General features: G+C 46.2%; 22 protein-coding genes. 4 read left to right on the forward strand and 18 right to left on the reverse strand.

Annotated features, from left to right (window positions below):
* Window positions 1-19: 19 nt before the first annotated feature.
* From OW495_RS08615 to OW495_RS08655, 9 genes are all read right to left on the reverse strand, one after another.
* Window positions 20-2,788 (reverse strand): M16 family metallopeptidase, encoded by a 2,769-nt coding sequence (locus OW495_RS08615; protein ID WP_289886027.1) that lies wholly within the window; start codon window positions 2,786-2,788, stop codon window positions 20-22.
* A 192-nt stretch (window positions 2,789-2,980) separates the two neighbouring features.
* Complete coding sequence (locus tag OW495_RS08620; RefSeq protein WP_289886029.1) at window positions 2,981-3,811, reverse strand: LytTR family DNA-binding domain-containing protein; 831 nt, start codon at window positions 3,809-3,811, stop codon at window positions 2,981-2,983.
* Between the two features lie 72 nt (window positions 3,812-3,883).
* Complete coding sequence (locus tag OW495_RS08625) at window positions 3,884-4,918, reverse strand: sensor histidine kinase (protein ID WP_289886031.1); 1,035 nt, start codon at window positions 4,916-4,918, stop codon at window positions 3,884-3,886.
* Complete coding sequence (locus tag OW495_RS08630) at window positions 4,918-6,210, reverse strand: hypothetical protein (RefSeq protein ID WP_289886032.1); 1,293 nt, start codon at window positions 6,208-6,210, stop codon at window positions 4,918-4,920. Before OW495_RS08630 ends, OW495_RS08625 begins: the two co-directional genes overlap by 1 nt.
* Before the next feature lie 9 nt (window positions 6,211-6,219).
* Window positions 6,220-7,008 (reverse strand): outer membrane lipoprotein-sorting protein, encoded by a 789-nt coding sequence (locus tag OW495_RS08635; protein ID WP_289886034.1) that lies wholly within the window; start codon window positions 7,006-7,008, stop codon window positions 6,220-6,222.
* Window positions 7,001-8,299: an FtsX-like permease family protein gene (locus OW495_RS08640; RefSeq protein WP_289886035.1), complete on the reverse strand. Its 1,299-nt coding sequence runs from the start codon at window positions 8,297-8,299 to the stop codon at window positions 7,001-7,003. Before OW495_RS08640 ends, OW495_RS08635 begins: the two co-directional genes overlap by 8 nt.
* On the reverse strand, window positions 8,287-8,985 hold the full coding sequence (locus OW495_RS08645) for an ABC transporter ATP-binding protein (protein ID WP_289886038.1): 699 nt from the start codon (window positions 8,983-8,985) through the stop codon (window positions 8,287-8,289). The genes OW495_RS08640 and OW495_RS08645 overlap by 13 nt, the downstream gene beginning before the upstream one ends.
* A gap of 86 nt (window positions 8,986-9,071) precedes the next feature.
* Window positions 9,072-9,752 carry a hypothetical protein gene (locus OW495_RS08650; protein ID WP_289886040.1) on the reverse strand — a complete coding sequence of 227 codons (681 nt, stop codon included), beginning with the start codon at window positions 9,750-9,752 and terminating at the stop codon, window positions 9,072-9,074.
* A gap of 195 nt (window positions 9,753-9,947) precedes the next feature.
* Complete coding sequence (locus tag OW495_RS08655) at window positions 9,948-10,841, reverse strand: LysR family transcriptional regulator (RefSeq protein ID WP_289886041.1); 894 nt, start codon at window positions 10,839-10,841, stop codon at window positions 9,948-9,950.
* 103 nt (window positions 10,842-10,944) lie between these two features.
* Between OW495_RS08655 and OW495_RS08660 the strand changes: the two genes are divergently transcribed.
* The gene (locus OW495_RS08660; RefSeq protein ID WP_102513436.1) at window positions 10,945-11,856 is read left to right on the forward strand and encodes a DMT family transporter; all 912 of its coding nucleotides are present in this window, start codon (window positions 10,945-10,947) and stop codon (window positions 11,854-11,856) included.
* A gap of 45 nt (window positions 11,857-11,901) precedes the next feature.
* Window positions 11,902-12,258 carry a nuclear transport factor 2 family protein gene (locus OW495_RS08665; RefSeq protein ID WP_102513435.1) on the forward strand — a complete coding sequence of 119 codons (357 nt, stop codon included), beginning with the start codon at window positions 11,902-11,904 and terminating at the stop codon, window positions 12,256-12,258.
* Window positions 12,259-12,518: 260 nt separating this feature from the next.
* Here OW495_RS08665 and sodC read toward each other — a convergent pair whose 3' ends face one another.
* The 5 genes from sodC to OW495_RS08690 all read right to left on the reverse strand — a co-directional run bounded on the left by sodC (window position 12,519) and on the right by OW495_RS08690 (window position 17,257).
* Window positions 12,519-13,031 (reverse strand): superoxide dismutase family protein, encoded by a 513-nt coding sequence (gene sodC / locus OW495_RS08670; RefSeq protein WP_102513434.1) that lies wholly within the window; start codon window positions 13,029-13,031, stop codon window positions 12,519-12,521.
* Between the two features lie 33 nt (window positions 13,032-13,064).
* Window positions 13,065-13,532, reverse strand: a complete 468-nt coding sequence (locus tag OW495_RS08675) for an ankyrin repeat domain-containing protein (RefSeq protein WP_102513433.1) — start codon at window positions 13,530-13,532, stop codon at window positions 13,065-13,067.
* A 113-nt stretch (window positions 13,533-13,645) separates the two neighbouring features.
* Entirely contained in the window at window positions 13,646-15,166 is a 1,521-nt protein-coding gene (locus OW495_RS08680; protein WP_289886043.1) for a catalase, read from the reverse strand.
* 300 nt (window positions 15,167-15,466) lie between these two features.
* Window positions 15,467-16,342, reverse strand: coding sequence for an NAD(P)-dependent oxidoreductase (locus OW495_RS08685; RefSeq protein ID WP_004732622.1), 876 nt, complete (start codon window positions 16,340-16,342; stop codon window positions 15,467-15,469).
* Window positions 16,343-16,354: 12 nt separating this feature from the next.
* Window positions 16,355-17,257 (reverse strand): LysR family transcriptional regulator, encoded by a 903-nt coding sequence (locus tag OW495_RS08690; protein ID WP_102513431.1) that lies wholly within the window; start codon window positions 17,255-17,257, stop codon window positions 16,355-16,357.
* A gap of 85 nt (window positions 17,258-17,342) precedes the next feature.
* Here OW495_RS08690 and OW495_RS08695 point away from each other — a divergent pair, with 85 nt between their 5' ends.
* On the forward strand, window positions 17,343-17,594 hold the full coding sequence (locus OW495_RS08695) for a DUF2798 domain-containing protein (RefSeq protein WP_102513430.1): 252 nt from the start codon (window positions 17,343-17,345) through the stop codon (window positions 17,592-17,594).
* A gap of 178 nt (window positions 17,595-17,772) precedes the next feature.
* Here OW495_RS08695 and OW495_RS08700 read toward each other — a convergent pair whose 3' ends face one another.
* The 4 genes from OW495_RS08700 to phhA all read right to left on the reverse strand — a co-directional run bounded on the left by OW495_RS08700 (window position 17,773) and on the right by phhA (window position 20,169).
* Window positions 17,773-18,489: a YebC/PmpR family DNA-binding transcriptional regulator gene (locus tag OW495_RS08700; protein ID WP_004732617.1), complete on the reverse strand. Its 717-nt coding sequence runs from the start codon at window positions 18,487-18,489 to the stop codon at window positions 17,773-17,775.
* Window positions 18,490-18,585: 96 nt separating this feature from the next.
* Window positions 18,586-18,795, reverse strand: a complete 210-nt coding sequence (locus tag OW495_RS08705; protein ID WP_004732615.1) for a DUF3283 family protein — start codon at window positions 18,793-18,795, stop codon at window positions 18,586-18,588.
* Between the two features lie 251 nt (window positions 18,796-19,046).
* On the reverse strand, window positions 19,047-19,385 hold the full coding sequence (locus OW495_RS08710; RefSeq protein ID WP_065105050.1) for a 4a-hydroxytetrahydrobiopterin dehydratase: 339 nt from the start codon (window positions 19,383-19,385) through the stop codon (window positions 19,047-19,049).
* A complete protein-coding gene (gene phhA / locus OW495_RS08715; protein ID WP_102513429.1) occupies window positions 19,375-20,169 on the reverse strand; it encodes a phenylalanine 4-monooxygenase in 795 nt (264 codons plus the stop codon). Before phhA ends, OW495_RS08710 begins: the two co-directional genes overlap by 11 nt.
* Window positions 20,170-20,368: 199 nt before the next feature.
* Between phhA and OW495_RS08720 the strand changes: the two genes are divergently transcribed.
* Complete coding sequence (locus tag OW495_RS08720; protein ID WP_102513428.1) at window positions 20,369-22,399, forward strand: acetoacetate--CoA ligase; 2,031 nt, start codon at window positions 20,369-20,371, stop codon at window positions 22,397-22,399.
* The last annotated feature ends 102 nt before the right edge of the window (window positions 22,400-22,501 follow it).

Raw genomic sequence — 22,501 nt, forward strand, 5'->3', positions numbered from 1 at the left:
TTTTTTTTAGCTTTAGGCTTTAGGCTTTAGGACGCATGATGTTCTTAACCTTACGGCTATTTTCACCAAAGATACTTTGCACTAGCGCATTCATCTCTTCTACAGAGACCGATCTCGCCACTCGTTCTACTTGAGACAAAGCTTCGATACCGTAGCCATGGAGCAGATAACGAGACACATACCACGCTTGGTCGATAGAGCTCTTCTCTAGAGGTGTGAAATCAGCTTCGAACTGTTTCACGACCGCTCGCATTTCCTCTTCAGAGACACCTTGCAGAAGGTCAGTAATCACCTTATCGATCGCCACTTCGACTTGATCAACGTTCTCCGGCGCTACCATCGCCCCGATAACCCACTCATAGCTCGGTTCGCTATCTAATAACTTTGCATACGTGTATGGCGAGTAATCTAAGCTCAACTCTTCACGAATATAAGTATCTAAACGAGCCGCCAGCAAGCGTTGCAGTAAGTCTTCCATGAAAACATCTTTTGCCGACATTTTAACTTCAATATTAGGCACAGAGATAACTCTTAGGATGTACTCTGCGCTATTCACATTGTTGATGGCCAAATCAATGCGTGATTCAGTTGGCTGCTTGTAAGCCACCTTAAAGTCAGGAACCTCGGCTTTTTCTAATGGAATCGAAGCTAAGTATTGCTGAACCAAAGGCTTTAATTCACTTGGGTCGATATCACCCACAATCACCAATTGGTTATGTCTCAATTGACCAAACAATTGCTGATGAAGATGACTAAGATCTTCTACAGAAACCGCTTCAACACGCTCTTTGTCAACAAGATGATGACCACTTTCCTGACGATAAATATTGTGATTTACCGCTCGTTCAAACTGGCCAACAGGGCTGCTCAAGAAAGATTCTTGACCTTGTACAAACTCCTGCTTAACGGCCTCTAACTGCTCGGGAACAATTTTAGGCGCAGTGATGAAGGTATAAAGCGCAGCAAACGTATCTTTAAGCCCATCTTTATTAATACTAAATTCAATACCATGGCGGGTGTTGCCAATAAAGGAATCGGCTCGAATATCTTCACGATCAAAATACGCTAAAAGCTCAGAACCTGTAAATTCACCAACACCACTTCGAGCGAAGGTAGGTAACGCAACTTCAACGGCTGGGTATAAGCTCGGATCCAAAGCGGCTTTTCCGCCGAGGCTCATGTACATCACACCAACATCATCACCTGCAAGATAATCGCGCAAGTACCACATGTCGATACCATTGCTTAGCGTCCACTTTTGGATGTATGGGTCTACGGACATTTGTTCAGCAAGCACAACCTCGCCTTGCGAACTAGGTACAGCAAAGGCACTTGCTGTTCCAATCGTAAGCGGTGGAATTCCCGCCTCGCTATACGTGGCTTTTAAACTATCTAGAGAATTGATGATCGCTGTTCTGTCTTCGGAGTCATCCATACCAATAACAAGGAAGTAATCATCAGAAAGTAGGTTTTTGATGTTGTCGTTAATCACTTCAAGGCTCAAGTTAGCAATAAAGGCTTCCAAACTGACTTGGTAGTCTTTCTGTGATTGGACAATTCGATCAGTGACTAACGCACTTGCTTTGTAGTTCGCGTGTTCAACGCTGTCCATTTTATCCCAGTCATGCTCGATGTTATCCAGCAAGTCTTGGTAGTAGTGCTGTTCGCCAACAATATCCGTTTCCGAAACGCCAAAATCACGCAGTGATGCCAATGTAGAAAGCAGATCTTGTTGGATCACTTCACGACCGCCAGCCGGAAACCCAACACTTATTGAAGAATAGTGCAGAGCACCCATTCGATAGCCATCAGACGCTATCCATTGAGTCGGCAGCGCTGCATCATTGAATACTGCTTCTAATCGTTGTCGAATCAATTGTTGAGCGGTTTCATCCAACCAGCGTTGATGCTGCTGAGCATGATTTTCAACTCGATCTAAACCTCGGTTAAACGTCAGAGTGATGCTTGGCGCTTCTCTTCCTGCGTACTCAACATAATCATCTTCATTGAACGAGGTCACTTTCTGTTTTTCTGGTCTCGGCGTGTCGCCACGCTCCCAGTTCGAAAACTTCTCTTCAATGAGTGGAATAACGGTTTTGATATCCACATCACCAGAAACGACCAGTTCAACTATTTGAGGTTGATACCAAGTCTGATAGAAGTTGCTGATGCCTTGAGGGGTAGCATTCACAATCGACGGCTTAGTGCCTAATGCATCTTGCGATTCATACGGGCCGCCTTCAATGAAGTGGTCAAAGAATTTCTCTCCGAATGACTTATCATCGAGGCGAGCCATACGAAACTCGCCAAGAACCACGCCTTTTTCTTTCTCAACTTCTGAACTTGATAGATCCAGACCGTCACCAATGTCACGCATCCACGTCAGGGCAGACTGCAATTGGATGTTATCTGGCAAATCTAACTGGTATACCGTCTCTTCATAAGAGGTGTAAGCATTAATATCAGCGCCAAAGCTAGCGCCTGCATCTTCGAAGAGACGAATCACATCATTTTCAGAGAAATTTTTACTGCCATTGAATGCCATGTGTTCCAAGAAGTGCGCATAGCCTTCTTGTTGAGAAGTCTCTTGAATTGAACCGGCGTGCACGACTAAACGCACAGATACAGATTCTTCATGATCTGGATAAACATGGTAGGTAAGGCCATTTTCTAGCTGGCCTGATGTCCATGCCGGATCCGGCTGGATTGGAGTTTCGGTGGTTTTTGATGTTGAGCTACAGCCAACTAAGGTGAGGCATAGAACCGTCGCTAAATAATATGTTTTCATAACAACCTCTTAATGTCATTCATCGACAATATACAGATTGAGTTAATGATTATTATTTAATATTTAACTCGATGAATACCTTTGTGATCTAGATCTTCATTTTATAAATCACCATGCGCTATGTAAGATCGACGGTGTTCATTTAAAGTGGCGTTTTAATAAGAGCCTAATGCATCCATTTAAGCTAGTTCTCTACATCCCCTTAAACAACGCTTGCGAGGCACGGCTAATAGGTAGTTTCTCGCCGGAGACATAAGCCGACATCTGACCTGAGAGCCCTTTCTTCACCTTATCAATGGCCGACACTTTAACCACCACCGAGCGATGGATCTGCCAAAACTCATCAGGATTGAGTTGGGCGATCAGCTCTTTTAGTGATACGCGAAGACTAAACTCCTCTAGAGAGCCGCCTTGGCCTTTTTTGAATATAGAGACGTACTTGTCTTCTGCTCTAAAGAAAGCCACATCATCGACGGCGATTAGGTGAATGTCTTCCCCAACACTGGCTTTGAGCCACGTGAGATAAGGAGGCTGCGTTTGCTGAGAAGTCGATTGCGATAACTGTTGAAGCTGAGCCATTAACGCTGTGATATCGGGCTGTTCCGGAGTGCTACCTGTTTGCGTTTGATTGCTCAACAGACGTGCTTGAACCTTCTGACATGTGGCCAGTAAGCGCTCTTCGTTGATTGGCTTCAGCAGGTAATCCATCGCATTATGTTCAAAGGCTTTAACTGCGTATTCGTCATAAGCCGTAATGAACACAATCAATGGCGGCGAATCTAGCTTGTTGAGTTGTTTCGCCAGCGAGATTCCATCCAGCTCAGGCATACGAATATCGAGAAACGCCACATCGGGCTTAAGCTGCTGAATACTCTGCATCGCCTCCAAACCGTTTTGTGCCTTGCTGACGATCTCCAGCTCCGGCCAAACCTCAGCAAGGCTCTTGTCTAAGTGATGCCTTAGCAGTGCTTCATCGTCTGCGATAATCGCCGTTACGCTCGGCTGTATTGCTGGGTTATTCATGGTTAATCCTTTAAATTCACACTGTAAATCGTCTATTTTTCGTCACTGTTCTGTACTTTCTGGTGTGTCGTTCTAGACAACTGCGTCAGCCAGCGGTAACAAGATCGTCGAGACTACCCCGCCCTCAGTTTGTTCAGTAATCGTTAGACTCGCCTTATCACCATAAAGGGTTTCGATTCTTTGACGGATATTGCTTAGCCCAACACCGTGGTCAGTATTCGCAGAGGGCGTTTTCAACCCAGCACCACTGTCTGACACTTCAATTTTCAACTGCTCGGCTTGTTGAGTAATACGAATATTCACTTGGCCACCCGCCGCTTTGGGCTCAATACCGTGCGTGAGTGCATTCTCGACCAAGGGTTGAATCAAGAACGGCGGAATCACCTGCAAATCGCTAATCTCGTGTGTTTCAATCGAGAACGCTAAGCGCTCACCCAAACGTATCTTTTGGATATTAAGATAAGCGTCTAACAAGTCGACCTCTTGTGCGATGGTCGATTGCTCGGTGCGGCTGTTTTTCAAAGTCACACGCAACAAGTCAGTCAGTTTTTCGAGCATCAACTTGGCTTTCGCGCTGTCACTCTCAATCAACACATTGATGGTCGCAAGTGTGTTGAACAAGAAGTGCGGTTCAATTTGGCTTTGCAGTTGCTTAAGCTGACTCAGCACCACCACCTTCTCTTGATCGGCCTGACGACGCTTGGCCACTTCCAATTCGTTATCAGCGCGTAGTTGTTGCTCTCGGGTATAGAAGTAGTAATAACAAACCGAACAGAAGATCACACCGAGCAAGACTACGGATTTAAGGTCAGAGATATTGGCTCCAAAATATCCGTTCAACCAATAGTGCGCGTTCAAGGTACCAAAGGTCATCGCGAACACCATTGAGATACCCACTTCAAGCGTTCGTGATGTCCTCTTGAACAACTTCACTAAGATGAAAGAAGAACCCACTGCGCTGTAACCAAAACCAAAACTGATCGCGAGGTTAACCACAAGGTCTCCGCCCCAAATCGTTTGAGTGGTGATAGCAATGACGAAACAAAACAGAGTGGTCAGCGTGAAGCTTTTAATCCATGAAAACTGACTGTTTGAAGAAGTGTTCATTAAAATCGTCCTTTGATATTTAAAAGAATCATATGACTATCGGGTAAGTTGGCGTAAGCAGAATCACTTTTACCGCCTAGAAAGCGTGCAGCAAGTTCCAAATCCAACGATGAATTGCCATTATCTAAAGCCTGATAGTTGAGCCACTGGGTAGCAATAAAGCCGCCATCTTGTGGAGACAACATGACGTCGAATGTCGGCGTGATATCTTCAAGCCAGCCATGTGTCGAATCCAAAGACCAGTGAAACATGATGTTGTGTTGAACCAAATTAGCGTGTTGATAACCTTGCGCGTAAGAACCTGCCAACAATGCTGTTATCGGATTAACTGACAAAGACTCGGCACTTTCTATTGCGCTTTGCCACTCAGAGTCACTCCACGCTCGGCTATCAAACCAGTATTCCAACACCACATTGTGGCCCGTGTCATTGGCCCATGTTAGTCCTGCCAACGCTTGATAAGCCTCGCCCTGCTCTTCAAGATAAACCGGTTTAAGCATTGAATCCGGCTGACTGTAGCCAAGGCTTTGTCGTTGATAGACCACCGAACCATGAAACTCCCACGCGAGGTTCAACACCGACACTAAACTCGCCCCAAGCAAGCCGTGACGTACATCGTCGTAATAAGCGACCCACTGATACTCATGATCACCCACTAGGTTGTAACGACGTAACCCAAATCCTTGTTGCTGATTCTGCTTTTCGAATTCATTTACGTCTTGAGAAGTCCATGACGAATCACTGTAAAGCAGTGTCCATTCTCCTGTCATATCGAACAGTGACGCAGAGGCAACACCTGCGCCCTCTTCTGCGACAATGCCCACTGGGTTTTGTCGATACGGCTTGATGATGTCTAATGGTCGATAGCCATAACCCACGCCCCAATCCAAACGAACCTTGCCAAGCGTGACATCGAGGTAATGGTCACCGAACGCTGAATTAGACAGCTCAACACCACCTTGCCAAAACAACTCACGCACAATAAATTCAGACTCAAAGCTCGCCTCTTGCCCTTGAGGATTGTTGCTCAAAATATCGTTGGCTTTCACTGCAAACAGACCAAGCCAATTGTTGTATCCAGCTTCAAGATCTAGCAAGCCATTGAATGACTGACGATTATCAGACGCTAAAGGGCTGAATGGCGACTCCCTCGATTCAACCGCTTCTGCACTCAATTGCCAGTCCCACGCCAAGCTCAGATCGTCCGCTTGAATCGTGTTACTCACACAAGACAAGGCAAGCAAAGTAGCGATTGAAGACTTGATGTGGAATCGGCGATTGGAAGCTTTCATGACGTCCACCTACAACCCAGACACGCTGTTACGCGATAGGTAGGCAGGGTTGTAGTATTTGTCTTCCAAGCTTTGTTCAATCACTTCGCGATACTCAATCACGGTTTTCTTACTTGGCTGTATCTTATCGAACAAGGTCATCGACACCACTGTTGGTAATCCATCACGCGCGCCTTCAGTAAACCAAGCTTGTTTCGCCAGTTTTCCAGAACGCAGATACAGATCCGCTTTAACTGGGAATGCACGGTCTGCTGTTAACCACAGATCAATCGACTGGTAACTCGCCCCCTTGGTTTTCGCCGCGAGCTTTAAGTGATGGGTATCGAGTGTCTCGCCAGTCGGCATCTCAACTCGTTGCTCAGCAACCCACTCTCCTTGGTAATCTTCACTCCAAGTGAGCGTTGAAATATCGCCCACCGAAGCTTCACCCAATAGCTTTTGCATCGGGGTAATACGAATGGGCCGACGAGATTTCGGCATCAACAACCAATAGTTACCTTCTATCATCAGCATCTTTTGACCTGCCTCAACGGCTGATTTAAAGACCACTAATGACTCTCGATTTGGCCTTGTGTAGACGTTGTATTCACGGGTTTTATCGAGTTGCTCGTCTTGGTAAAGCGCCACCAGAGACACTACCTTAGAGGCTTGTGCGCTGTTCAAACGATAGCTGTCTGCCTTGGCAATCATCTCAGTGACTTGTTGTGAATCAACCGCCCAGCTTGATACCGATGTTAAAGCTGATGCTAAAACCAACACAGAACCTAACATATTGAATGAACGAGTTAATCTAGACATAAACCAGTGCCTCCGTGATTGGCTTATTCACGCCTTTACGAGCAGAGAAATAAGCAGCCAGCAAACATATCGTCAGCACACCTAAAGTGGCGTAACCAACCAATTCTAATGAGAAGTAAATGTTGAGTGGGTAACCCTCGGTTCGACCCGGAGGTGGTGGCATTTGGATATCAACCACTAGCAATAACACCGATACTAATCCACTCACTAAAGCGCCGATCGCGCTGCCAATCAGTGCCAGCAATCCCGCCTCTTTTAAGAAGCCTGCCACGATTTCAGAAGGGTAACTGCCGAGTGCCGACAAGGTGCCAATCTCACGAGTGCGTTCCGTCACTGACATGGTCATGGTGTTAAACAACGACACAAACACCACCAATGCCATCACCGCGCCCATGATGCCGAAGATCCGGTCGTAAAGATCTTTGACCTTGGTGTAGAAAAACGCACGATCTTGCCACGGGGTGATCTCGATCTCTGTGCCTTGATCGCTTTGACTCGCGCTATTTCGATCTAAAGTCGCTTGAATGCGTTGCTGTACGGTCGAGGTCTTACTTGTTTCAAATAGGAACACCGACAAGGTACTGACTTTGTCTGATGCTAAAAGCTCTTGTGCGGTAGTGATGTGTACATACAGCTGACGCTTATCCAGCTCAGGAACCCCTGTTGAATAAATACCCTGCACCTTAAAATCAAAAGCGTTCAAAGCACCGTCACTGGTGGTCGCGAGCAGTGTCACCCAATCGCCGACGGCAACTTTGAGGTTACGAGCAAGGTCCGTTCCTAGCATCACTTGTGGTTCTTGGCTGTCGTATCTTGGAGATTTCAGATCTGAAAGGGTTTGCCCGCTGCGCACATCAAGGAAAGGCCCTTTCATATCGAACTCGCGCTCATTGACGCCCGTTCCCATAAAAATGGTCGATTTGCTGCCGTTAGACACCAAACCGCTGAAGTAGACTCGCGGCTGCACACCACGCACGTCACTGTCACCAATGATGCTCTTGGTTAGCGTTTGAACATTATCCAGACCATTGCTCAGCGGCATGTCTTCGTCTTGTTCAAAGTATCCCGGCGTGCTCAAGGTGAGATGACCAGTATCGCGCGCGGTCGATTCACGTAGAGATTCGTAGGTGTAAAGCCCATAACCGCCCGCACTGGTCAGTGCAAATACGGCAATGGCGATGATCAACACAGAAAGCAAACTACGACGACCATTTCTTAATAAATTAAGCCACGCCAAACGCACCGAAGTTGGAAGTAAAAACGTGCTCATTCTTTGTGTTAACTTGCCCATGAGATCGCCTCCGTGGTTGCAACTTGTGGCGCCAGTTGTCCGTCGATAAGTTCAATCACTCGATCACAACGCTGCGCCATTCTTGGGTCGTGCGTTGCGACAATAAAAGTCGTGCCCATCTCGTGACCGAGCTCTTTCATAATGTCGATCACAAGGTTGGCAGTGTGGCTGTCTAGGCTTGCAGTCGGCTCATCGGCAATCACCAAGCTTGGGTTGTGAATCAGTGCTCTGGCTATCGCGACGCGTTGTTGCTGACCGCCTGAAAGATTGTCTGGGCGGTGATGAACGTAATCTCCTAGCCCCACACGCTCTAACATGTCTTGCGCTCTGGCCTGTTGTTCTTGTTTCGAGCATTGGTTCAACATCAATGGATAAGCGACGTTCTCAAGCGCCGTCATCACAGGAACCAGATTGAAACGCTGAAATACAAAACCCAACGACTGACGACGAAAACGTGCAGCGGCGATTTGCTCTGTCGGATACGGTTGGCCATCAATAGTTATCTCGCCTCTGTAATCCATATCCAACAATCCAAGGATATTCAAAAGTGTGCTTTTGCCTGACCCAGAAGGGCCACACAACGCCACCATTTCACCGCGTTTGATTTGGCCATCGACTCCCTTAAGTGCGTCTACGCTTTGAGCACCCGTAACATACGCTTTGCCGACATCTTTAAATTCAATCATTTCGTTGTCCTCTGATTACCCATCATTCTTAATCGTTCGCAGTTGTTAATGAGCTTTAGTAAACCGCTATTTAGCATTCGCAGCTGTTATTTGGCTTTCACTATTAGGGCTTTAGCCGTCATAGTTTCGATGTTGCCAGCATCGGTGTTTTCCATTTTTTCAAGCCACACCTGTGCTTGCTCGAAGTCTTCAGCACGAATCGATGCGGTAATGGCATAACGGTAAATCCACGAGGTCGCAGCGAAATGTTGTTGTTGGAAATCATCTTCAGCCAGTAGCGAGAGGAACAGGTCATAACCACGGTCAAAATGGTTAAACATGTCTGGCAGAGAGGTGTAAGTCACCGCAGCCATGGCGCGAGTTAGGTAAGAATCTGGCAGCCCTTGAACACGAGGTTGCTCATGAATCGGTTGGTCTTCGTCTTTCAGAAGTACCAGTGATTTATCAATCGTCGACAAACCCTTTTCGACATACTTCATCTTGTTCCAAGGCAAGAACGCATCACGCCCCATCAGGGTTTCTGTGCTTCCGAGGTAAACCAAGGTCAGTGGTGTCGCACCGTCTTGTTGCAGCGTGTCGTTCAGACGTTCGTAAGCCACCTCAACCAGATCTTCATTGCCTTGCGCGGCTTGATTGTAGATATCAAGCACGTCTGAACTTGGGTTAGCCTTCGCCAAAGTGGGTGCGAATGAAACAAGTGCAATCAGTAATGAACGTTTAAACACAGAAGTGGTAGAGCCTGAATTTAATGAGTGTGAAGTAGTCATGATTTCTAATCCCTTTCAAATGTTGACGTTGAAAGGTTAACTAGAATTTGTCATGTAGTTTTATCAATGCGACGAATGGTAATTACGAGGAGTGAATGGTTTAGAGAGGGTGTGAGTGGCGGGAACAAAAAGCACAAGTAGTGAAAACATAAAAGGCTAAGTACGCCTAAAGCCTCTTATCAACTTCGTAAACTTTCAACAGCAATTGAGCGAAGCTGCAAGGAAATCGATAAACAATCTTAGTTTGAGTGGCATTGGATCTCGCTCAGGAAACAATGCATAGACATTCTTCTCTGGCATCAGATAGTTAGGTAGCAAGGGCAGCAATTGCCCCGACTGAATGGGTGCATTGGCAATAAAGTCGGGAAGCCTAGCGATTCCAAGCCCTGCCATGGTCGCACACAGTAATGCTTCGCTGTTGTTGACTCGGTAATTGCCTTTCACTACAACGCTGGTCACCTGATCTTGGTGACCAAAAAACCACTCGGCACTCTCAGATGTATGACGATAGAGCAAAGCGTTGTGTGCACTCAGTTCGCAGATCTCGGTTGGGATCGACAAACCATTCTCATCAAAATACGTAGGCGAGGCGCAGATAACGCTACGGACGCTGGTTAACCGCTTCGCCACCAAACTCGAGTCATTTAAATCCCTAGCTCGAATCGCGACGTCATATCCTCCTTCGACAATATCGACGTAACCATCGTCCATCGTCATGTCGATGTGAATATGAGGATAACGTTTGAGAAATTGTGGGATGAGAGGGGCCAATATCAGACGACCAAAAGACATTGGTGCACTAACCCGCAATGTGCCAATTGCCTGATTTTGCTGACTGGTTGCTGCATCTTCAGCTTTTTGCAGCCAATAATTGGCTTTGGTGAGGTGATCATAAAACTGCTCACCAGATTCAGTAAGCGATACTTGGCGCGTAGTACGATGCAGCAAACGCACTCCAAGGCTCGACTCCAGTTGGATCACCCGTTTGTTGACTGCCGAACGTGACACGCCCAGTTCACGCGCTGCACCCGCAAAGCTCGATTGTTTTACGACCGCAAGGAAATAAGGAATAGCGTCTAAGTGCTGCATGATTGTCGCCAATTTGGATACAGTGTGGAGAGTGTAGAGCCTATTCTCTAATCAATCTAGGTCTTTTATGCTGATTTCATCGACTTCAATAATAGAGTAAGACATGAAATCACTGATAAAACCGATAACGGCAAGAAGGCACATAAATGGTATCGGTCGGCAATTCCAGTCTCCGCTATACGTGGTCAGCATTGGCAGTCTTGTCGCCGTAAACTTTGCGTTAGCCAAATGTGCTGTGACCATTGGCATTCCACCGGTTGATGTCGCGATAATACCGATGGCAGGTGCCGCTTTATTGTTGATGACGTTATTGGTTATGCGAGGTCAGCTCAACCGAACGGCATTGGTGCATTACCGTTATTATCTTTGGGCTGGTTTACTGGGCGTCGCAATCCCTAATCTGGCGTCAACCTATGCCCTACAATCTCTTAATACCAGTACATTCAGTGTACTCGTCACTTTGTCGCCCATTTTTACCTTGTTATTCACCTTACCTTTTCAAGGGTCCTCGTTAACCTGGCGAAAAGTACTTGGAATCATGGTTGGGGTCGTTGCCGCACTCTCTGTGACTTTGTCACCACAAATGAACACTTCATCCCCTTGGTCAGTACTAGCCATTGCGCTACTCGTACCCATATTTTTGGCCGCTGGCAATGTCTATCGCAGTCGCGCGTTCCCCTCTCTTGCCAATCCAATTGTTCTGGCCGCTGGCATGCTGACACTGCAGAGCATGGTATGGCTTCCGTTTACTCATGCGATCGATGGTGAGGTCATTGCAAACGGAACTGGCGTACTTGCGCTGATGGCATGCTTATCGGCACTCAGCTATTTACTGACGTTTCGTTTTCAACGGATCACTGACGGGTTGGGCTTTAGCCAAGTGGGAAATGTGGTGACCGTCGTCGGCGTTTCCATTGGGATCACGTGGTATGGCGAGCCATTAACGCTGCAATTGATCGCATCCGTAATACTGTTGTTGATAAGCCTGTACTTATTTAATCACGCTAAATCTTAACCTCGTTCAAATCCAAATTAGTTCAAATTCAAAGGAGCAACTGCTATGTCACCATTAATCGAACAGACAAAACATCTATATCAAATCGTCGACCAAAAGGATGCCCACGCCCTAATGGCACTACTGCATGATGACGTGTCGTTTCATTTTTCGAACGCCGCACCAATAGTAGGAAAGCCAGCTGTCGAAGCGGTCAACGCAGCATTCTTTGGATCAATTGAATCAATGACGCATACGTTTTCTGGGATCTACGTAAACGATGATACGGTTGCGTGTGAGGGGCAAGTTGACTATGTGCGCCTAAATGGCAGCTCGTACGCCGCTAAGTTCGCGACTTTCTTATCTTTCAAGCAGGGGTTGATACATAAATATAAAATCTTTGCGGATGTCTCTGAATTGTAATGCCGACAAACCTTAAGTAAGCATGTTTGCCCAATTGAGAACCTCAGAGCTAGCAATCTGCTTCTATTTCTATGCAGCAGTGCCTAGTCAACGTTGCTGGCCTTTTCAGTCAGTGGAAGTAAATGCCTTAACGCTCTGCTTTAGCCAAACAAAAGCCTAAGTGATTAATGAGAGTTCTGCGTTAGAGATAAGTGTCATCCCTAAATACAAAAAGCGCCCCAAATAGGTTGGAGCGCTTTTTGTAACTCTTAAAGAAGAGATTACTTAATCACGCCACATACAATGCGCGCACCACCGCCGCCAAGTTTAGCCGGATGGTCAGAATGGTTGTCACCGCCAGCGTGAATCATCAACGCTCTGCCTTTCACGTCATCTAATGTCACTCTTGGCGCCATTACTGGCAGATCAGCTACACCATGAGCATTGACGTAAAGCGGTGGTAAATCACCAAGGTGATTATCATCCGTCCAAGGGAAGCCATGCTTACCCGTTTTCTCTGGGTCATAATGTCCGCCTGCAGCCCCACCGAGTATGATTTTGCCATCTTTGGTGAGGCTTTCGCATGAACCATTGGCGTGTACATGGAAGCCATGTGTACCAGCAGGTAAACCCTTCAATACCGGCGTAAAAACAGCTCCGTATTCACTTGAGCTTATCATTACAGTTCCGGTTGACTGACCCGAGCCAAGATCAATCATTTCAACATTCACTACTTCAGCAAAAACAGGAGAAGAGATAAGGGCGAGTGCAGCAAGCCATGTTGTTTTATTCATATTATTACGTCCTTTTATTGTTATTAGCACACTTCATTTAGTGGGAAGGGATTTCAGCACATTGGATTGACCATAGATTTCGGCAAATTCTTTCAAATTAAGTCCGGCTTTATTACGTAATTCTGGGGAACACTCCGCTTGGTATAAGTCTTTCGCAATACTGATTTCGCGTTTAATCAATGCTCCCATCAAAGCGGTGTTTCCACGTTTGTCTTGCAGGCAAGCATTGGCACCCGAATCGAGTAAAAGCCCCACGGTTTCTCTGTTTCCTTGATAAGCGGCTACCATGAGTGCGGTATAACTTTGGTTATTGCGTTGATCAACGGGGAAACCTTGAGAAACAAATGCATCGATCACTTCATTGTTACCAATACGAGCGGCATCAAAGAACAACCCAACCAGAGATTGGTATTCCTCTTCCAGTTTGTCGTCAGCAGCCAATAAGCTGAGCGAGAAGATCAAAGAGAAAAAAATGGAGCTGAGTAAAAATACGATTTTCATTTATTCCCCCTAACTAACATGATTAGAGAATGGCCTACAGGAGCCCTGATTTTCGGGCAGAAAAGAGCAGATAAATCTCCCGCAGGCCAAAACTTTACGTCTTACATTGTCGCTTAATTGTTCGTTTGCGAGAGTTTTTCCACTCGTGACATACTGGTGCCAGTTGCTTTAGCCAAACGCGTTCCATACTGTTTGTCTGCACGATAGAAGTAGCTCACCATCGTCGTTTTGACGCCTTTGTCCGTCACCTTATTCAAGTCACCAGCGAGGTTAGCAATCAAATCACTTTTGTCTTGTTCATCCATGCTGCGGTACTGCACACCCGCTTGATAGAAATTTCGTGGATTGCTGATCGCTTTTTGTTGCACCGTACCAACAAGCTTGGTTTCTACAGCTTTGAATTGAACATCTTCTGCCAAATCTAGTTTCCGGCTTGGTTCATAGTTCACAGCGCCATTAGTTAGCGTTACATTGTTGCTCAACCCATTTTGGTTATGGTTACTCACTGGCGCTACTGGTCGGTTAACGGGTAGCTGGAATAAGTTTGCTCCCAAGCGATAAAGCTGTGTATCGGCGTAAGCAAACAAACGACCTTGCAGCAAACGGTCTTCCGATGGCTCGATACCAGGAATTAGATTCGAAGGCGAAAATGCCGACAGTTCCGTGTCTAGAAAGAAGTTTTCAGGTAGACGGTTCAACGTCATAGTGCCGACTTTTTGATCCGGTACATTCAGCCACACTTTGGTTGTATCCAATCCGTTGTAATCAAGCTTGCTCAACGCCGCCGGAGACAATACCTTCACATAAAGGTCCCACTTAGGGTAATTACGTCGACCAATTTCAGCATAAAGGTCATTAGTAAGATGGTTAAAATCTTTACCTTGCATCTCAGTGACTTGATCAGGGCGAAGGCTTTTAATACCTTGCTGGCTCTTCCATTGGAACTTCACATAGTTCACGTCACCTTGCTTATTGATCCACTTATAAGCATGAACCCCAAAGCCATCCATAGTGCGATAGCTCGCAGGCGTACCTAAATTGCTGTACACCCAAGTCAGCATGTTGGTTGCTCCCGGCTCACTGCTAAAGAAGTCGAAGAATCGGTTTGGATCCTGAACATTGGTGACTGGAGACGGTTTTAGAGAGTGCACCATATCCGGAAACTTAATCGAATCACGAATAAAGAACACAGGCAGATTATTCCCTACCAGATCCCAGTTACCCTGTTCAGTATAAAATTTGGTGGCAAAACCACGTGGGTCGCGAAGTGTTTCTGGCGATCCTTTAGAGTGAATAACGGTCGAAAAACGAACGAAAACAGGAGTCACCTTACCTTTATTGGTAAAAGGGTCGGAAACCGTTAAATCACTAAAATTACCAGAAGCGACAAATTCACCATGTGCGCCCGTACCACGAGCATGAACAACACGCTCAGGAATACGTTCTCTGGCAAAACGCTGCAATTTTTGGATCAGATGGACGTCTTGCAGCAATACACTGCCATTCTCACCTGCTGTTATGGAGTTTTGGTTATCACCTACTGGTGCACCGTTGTCTCTGGTCAGGGTTTGAGCCTGTAGAGATGTGCTGGCTAAGCCAACTGTAATTAATAAAAAGCTTTTTGACATCTGCATGGTTGCTCTCCAATGCGTGCTAACCATTAAACCAATCGAGTGGTAAATGGGTATTCAAAAGCTCTTTTCTGCCCACCAACAATATAACTTCAACGTTTACATTTGTTTAATGGGAAATAACGATAGATTCAATAGGTGAAAACGATGGAACAATTAAGTGTGATTGGGATGAGGAAAATAGCAGCCCAATTGTGATTTTCAAAAGCAGAACTTTGCTTACCTTTCCGTGCAGACAAAAAATAGCCGCTAATCAGCGGCTATTTTTAGTTATCTAAACGAAGCTTCTGTTACTTCTAACTTCTACTTTTTAGTTTCTTCAACCACAGCTTTCATCAATACCGAGGTATCCATGCGGCCTTGTCCTTCAGCAGACAATGCCTTGTAAGCGTTGTTGGTTTTTTCAGTCAGTGGAAGCTGGATGCCTTGGCGCTCTGCTTCATCTAGACAGAAACCTAAGTCTTTGATCATCCAATCAATTGCAAAACCGAAGTCGAACTTGTCTTGCGCCATTGTGGTCGCGCGGTTTTCCATCTGCCATGAACCCGCAGCGCCGTTTTTAAGGCAATCAACCAGAGTTGGGATATCCAAACCTGATTTTTCAGCAAGTACCAAGCCTTCAGATAAACCGTTCAATACACCCGCGATGCAGATCTGATTAACCATTTTTGCGCGTTGGCCTTGGCCGACTTTACCCATCAGAACTGACGATTTTCCGTAAGCTTCGAATACAGGTTGAAGGTCGTTGAAAAGCGCTTGTTCACCACCACACATGATGGTTAACACGCCGTTTTCTGCGCCCGCTTGACCACCAGACACTGGTGCATCCATAAAGCGAATACCTGCTTGCTTCGCAACCACTTCAAGCTCTTCAGACAGAACTGCCGACGTTGTGGTGTGATCGACAAGAATTGCGTTTGGCTTCATTGCTGCCAATGCGCCTGTTTCGCTGGTTGTCATGCTGCGCACGTCGTCATCGTTGCCCACACAAACCAATACTACGTCAGCTTCCGCTACACATTCAGCCACAGATTCTGCCGCTTTACCTTGGTGTTTATCAGCCCAGTCTAGCGCTTTGCTGTGAGTGCGGTTAAATACCGTTACTTCAAAACCGGCTTTGACTAGGTGGCCTGCCATTGGGAAGCCCATAACGCCTAGCCCGATAAAACTTACTTTCATTTCTTTCTCCTTTTATTTGACCAAGTCATCGCTATGAAAAGATCGAACACTCTCAATCAATGCATCAATAAGCAGGGTCAAAGCCTTTGGCTGATATTTTCTTTCTTTGTACACTAAATACGCTTGGCGATCACCCCGATGATACTCAGGGAGCACTTGAACCAGATTCATCTCAGGGGATACATGACGAAAAGGCAATGAAGCAAGCCCCAAGCCTTTTTGCGCGGCGGCCGCCACCGCATGAATATCGTTGACGATGAACTTAGGTTTAATCGTGATCATCTGTTCTAGACGGTCGGATTTGTAGAGCGGCATATCAAACACATCATCGACGTTAATCCAATCTTGCAGCTCCAGATCGTCCGGCTTTTCTATTGTTTCACGGGAATCCAAATATTCTTGGCTCGCGAAAAATCCGTGTTTGGCCTTGAAAAGCGGACGAGCAATCATGCCTTCCATGTCCGAGATCTTAAACGTGATCAATAAGTCACGGTCGGTCTGTGGAATGAGCTGCTGCTGGCTCAGGGTAAGGTCAAGCTGAACGTTCGGATATTGAGTGAGGAATTGCTCTACTGTCGCCCCTAGAAAGCCACTATAGAAGTTATGAGGCACTGCGAGCTTAATCTTGCCTTGGATAGCATCACGCTCTTCCAACAAGCTATTAAAGCCTTGATGGATAGACTCCATGCCACTGCTCAGTGCAGCAAAGGCCGCCTCGCCGTCTTTGGTGGCCACCAGCTCACGACCTTTCTTTTCTAAAAGTCGGATATTGAGGCGATCTTCCAATGCGGTTAACCGACGCGACATAGTCGACACAGGCAGTTGCAGCCGTTTCGAGGCCGATAGCAAAGAGCCCTCTTCAACCACTGCACAGAATAAGAACAGATCATCAATGTTTCCAAATATGGAATTCATACTTCTATATGTGCCTATTTTTCTCATTAATGGATAGGAGTAACCTTATCTCATCAACAACAGAAAATCACGGGAGAAACATAATATGAACAACAAACAATTTTGGGTAACCGCGATTTTATCCTCCTTAACCATGGCGACTATCATGTCTGGGTTAATTTCTGGCTACAAAATGGGATTCAGCCACGAATGGCCGCCAATCTGGATGCAAAGCTTTTTCATCGCTTGGCCTTGTGCCATCGTGCTCAACCTCACCGTGCTCCCTTTGATCAGAAAACTATCAGCATGGATTTGTCGCCCGAGAACGCTTTGCGTACCTGAGATCACGGAACAATGATCAAGGACTTATATCAAGGAGCTATGATCTAGAAGCTGCCATCAAAGAACTAAGTTCAAAAAGCTATTTCTATGGATAAACGCCTGAATTACGCCCATAAAAAAACCGAGCACTAGGCTCGGTTTTTTGTATTCTACATTCTACTCACAAGAGCAAAGCTATCAATTATAGATTGATATTACAGCTCAGCGTTGTGGTAAACCTGCTGAACGTCATCACAGTCGTCAAGCATGTCTAAGAACTTCTGGAACTTCTCAGAATCTTCTTCAGCTACTGGCGTAGTTGTTTGAGGAACGAAAGTGATCTCCTCAACGTCTAGCGTTAGCTCTGGGAACGCAGTGTGTAGTGCTGTCTTCGTTTTGAAGAACTCAGTCGTTGGAGCGAATACAGTGATAACACCGTCTTCTAGCTCAACGTCAGTCACGTCTACGTCTTCCATCATTAGCGTTTCTAGGATGATCTCGTCATCTTCGCCTGCAAACTGGAATACAGCTTGGTGAGCGAACATGTGAGAAACAGTACCTTCAACACCGATTTTCGCGCCAGTTTTAACGAAACATTGGCGAACGTCTTGGAAAGTACGGTTACCGTTGTCAGTTAGACAGTCAACGATTACGCTTGTGCCACCAGGGCCAAAACCTTCGTAACGAGCTGGTTGGAAGTCTTCACCGCCGCCGCCGTTCGCTTTATCGATCGCTTTGTCGATAACGTGAGCGGGTACTTGGTCTTTCTTCGCTTTAGCAATCAGGTGCTTAAGAGGTAAGTTCATGTCTGGGTCAGAGCTGCCGTTCTTAGCCAGTACGTAAATCTCTTTACCGTATTTAGAATAAACTTTAATTTTTGCGCCTGCAGTTTTCGCCATTGAGGCCTTGCGCACTTCAAAACTTCTTCCCATCGGGATCTTCTCTCTGATTCAATTAACGGTGCAAATTCTAGCAAATTACTGTGTCATTTCAATTCAACAGCTTTGCTGGGTAAGGTTTATCTGCGTTTATGCGACACCCATTACCCGTTTGTATTTTTCAACAGACTGATCAAACCAAGCCTTTTCTTCTGGATCACCTAGCTTCATTGCTTCTTCAACAATGGCTTCAGGGCCACATTTCGCTTGCTTCAGTTTCCATACAAGAAACGATGCTTGCTTATCCAGTTCGATTTTATTTTTCTCGCTGGGTGGAAGGAGTGAAAGGTTGATAGACATTATTAGCCTTCGTCTGTAATACGCTTGGCCGAGAAATATATCATAGAGCAGCCTCATAAAACCAATACTATGAGCAATAGTGAGGGCTGTCGGACGAGAAAGCAGCAAGTCGCTGATGCAGGTCAAGCTAGTTTGAGAGAAGTTATGCCCTTGATGAGAAAGTATCGAGTATTCGACTCACCTTATGAGCCGAATAATTAGATAATCACATCACAGAGATAAGAAAGACACCTCCTCTAAACCCAAAAAGGCTACTCACTCACCGCGAACACATCGCAGCGTGAGGCGCAGATGAAGTCGTTTTTGTGTAGGCCTTTGATTGAGTGGCTCCACCAAGTGACGGTGACTTTGCCCCACTCCAATAAAATCGAAGGGTGATGGAATTCGTCTTCTGCCAACTCTGACACTTTATTGCTGAATGCCCATGCTTGTTTGTAGTTCTTAAACTTAAACACCTTCTCAAGCTGTGGGATACCGTCTCTTTCCATGATTTGCCAGTCAGACAACTCCAACAATAAAGACTGTTGCTCGTCTTTACTTAGGGCAATCGCGTCGATACTGCAGGCTTCGCATTTTTGTTCATTCAACATGTGTTGGTTCCTTGGGTTCAAAAAGTGGTGGTAGTAATCCCTCGTCTATCGCGAGATCAGCTTGCTGTACTAGGTTTTCCTGACTGATTTTGAAGAGCTCAGACAGCTCATCAATCACATAATATTTCGGTTGTATGATGTCGATGCGATAAGGGGTTCTCAAAACCGTTTGCAGATCAAACCGCTCACGAACGGCCAAATCCCCTCCCAACGCATACATGGTTTCCGCCGGAGACGAAAGAATGCCACCGCCATAGATTTTCAGCCTATCGCCTTCTTTTACTAAACCGAACTCAACCGTAAACCAATACAAACGGGCAAGATACGCGCGTTGTTTAGGTGTGGCTGCTTGGCCTAGTTTTCCGTAATGCTCAGTGAATGTCGCAAAATCGGCATTGGTGAGCATGGCACAATGGCCGAAAATTTCATGAAAGAAATCAGGTTCTTGTAAGTAATCGAACTCATCTCGCGTTCTCAGAAATGTCGCCACTGGGAATTTCTTATTGGCGAGCAAATCAAAGAAACGATCGAAATCGATCAATGCAGGCACAGGGTGTACCTGCCAACCTGTTGTTTCCATTAGCACTTTGTTTATCTCTGGAAGCTGGGGAACTCTGTCTAATGGCAGATCCAGCAGGGTTAAACCGTGCAAATAGGCATCGCATGCGCGGTCGTTAATGACGTCTAGTTGCCTTTTCACTAAGTCGTGCCAAATGGCGTCTTCTTCGAGGCTCCACTCAACCCATCCCTCTTGGCTCACGGGCTTAGAATGATATTGAGTCATCACACACCTCCTTTCGAATGTCTCCCTTTAAGCCTATCTCCACTCCTTATATCCGCCAATTTGCGCGATTTTTCGAAACAGGCGGTCGTGTAACATTTTATTTACACGATTCCGATAACCCCTTATTTTGCTGATCTTTTGACTTTGTAAAACCTAAATACCAGACTGAAAACGTTAACTTTTTGTTAAAGGTAAAGGAATGCACGAAAGCAATAAGCCAATTTGGCAGCCCAGCGACCAGCGTATCGCACACGCCAACGTAACCCAATTCATTGATAGCCTTGATCAACAGGGCGTACTCGGGCAGGAATTACAAAACTATGCGGATCTCCATCAATGGTCTGTGGAACATCCAGAGTCGTTTTGGCAGAACGTATGGCAGTTTAGTGGAATGGTTGGTTCACAAGAAGATGACATAAAAATTCAAGGTGAGAGCCGCTGGCAGCAGCCGAAATCAAATCGCGATGCGGTTTGGTTCCCGAATGCTCAAGTTAACTACGCAGAAAACTTGCTGCATTCAGCAAAAACGTTGCCAAACGAGCTTGCGATTTGGTTTGAAAATGAGCGTGGCGAGCATCAAAGCTACACTTGGAAAACCTTGTGTGAGGAAGTATCTAGCGTTCAACAATGGCTTATTGATAGTGGTGTTCAACAAGGTGATGTGATTGCTGCTTATACGCCTTATCTTCCTCAAACCGTGATTGCGATGTTGGCTACCACTAGCTTGGGTGCGATTTGGACATCGACCTCGCCTGATTTTGGCGTCGAGAGCGTGATTGAGCGTTTTGGCCAAGTGAAACCTAAGGTGCTTTTCACCTGTGACGGTTACACCTTCAATGGAAAAACGTTCGATATGACGGACAAGAACCGTCAAATCATCGAGCACTTAACCGAGCTAAAGCAGGTGTGTCAGATCGGTTATTTGAAACCAAGTCGTGATTTAGAGAAGAGCGGTTTAGAGAAGAACGATTTAAAGAAAAACAAAGTTGAACACGATGTGTCGATTCTAAGCTGGCACAGCATCATCAATCAGTATCAGCCAAAGCCTCTTCGATTTACTCGTGTCGGCTTCAATGAACCACTATTTGTGCTCTACTCTTCCGGCACAACGGGCAAGCCAAAGTGCATTGTGCATTCTGTTGGCGGCACCATCATCAATCACCTAAAAGAGCATCAACTTCATTGCGATATAAAGCCCAACGATCGCGTGTTCTATTACACCACTTGTGGTTGGATGATGTGGAACTGGCACGTATCTACGCTCGCGAGCGGGGCTTGTTTGGTCATCTTTGATGGCAGCCCAATTTATCCGCAACCTAACGTTCTGTGGGATTTAGCGCAGCGAGCTGATGTATCGACATTTGGCACCTCAGCCAAGTACCTAGAGGCGATTGAGAAAGCGGAGCTCTCACCGGTCGACAGTCACTCTCTTCCCCACTTAAGAACACTGTGCTCGACGGGTTCAGTGCTCTACCCTGAGCAGTTCGATTTCGTTTACAAGCACATCAAGCAAGACATGCATTTAGCGTCCATTTCTGGTGGAACGGATATTTGTGGCTGCTTTGTTTTAGGTAATCCAATCTCGCCAGTGTATCGCGGAGAGTGCCAACAGGCCGGGCTCGGCGTCGACATCAAGGTGTTCAATTCGTCTGGTAACAAGGTCAACCAAGAACGTGGCGAGCTAGTATGCACCAACTCCCTACCCAACTTCCCTGTTGGCTTCTGGAATGACACCGGAGAGCGCTACCACAGCACTTACTGGGACAAGTTCGATAATGTGTGGCATCACGGTGACGAAGTCGCACAGAGCGTGCATGGCGGCTATCTGTTCTACGGGCGAGGCGACACCACACTCAACCCTGGTGGGGTAAGAATTGGGACTGCCGAGATCTATCAGCAAGTGAACACTATTGAGGGCGTTGTTGATTCGATAGCAGTCGGTAAAGACATCGACCGCAACGAACAGATATGGCTGTTTGTCCAACTGCAGCAAGATGTGAGTCTAGACGAAACGTTACTCACAGCCATCAGAAGTAAACTCAAATCCTCTTGTTCACCAAGACACGTGCCAAGCCAGATATTTTCGATCAGCGACGTGCCAAAAACACGCTCTGGCAAACTGGTGGAGTTGGCGGTAAAACAGGTGATTAATGGCAAGAGTGTAGAAAACCTCGGTGCCATTGCTAATGCCGAGGTTTTAGAAGAGATAAAGCGCGTTGTTTCGCTTTAATAGTTAGAACAGAACTATGAGATAAAGGGCCAGTCAAAGGTGCAAGTTCAAAAGCATTCAGCCCTTTGCTGTTCTTTCTAATATTTGCGTTTACTGCAAGTT

It is taken from the genome of Vibrio sp. 14N.309.X.WAT.E.F5 (assembly GCF_030397615.1).
GTDB lineage: Bacteria > Pseudomonadota > Gammaproteobacteria > Enterobacterales > Vibrionaceae > Vibrio > Vibrio lentus.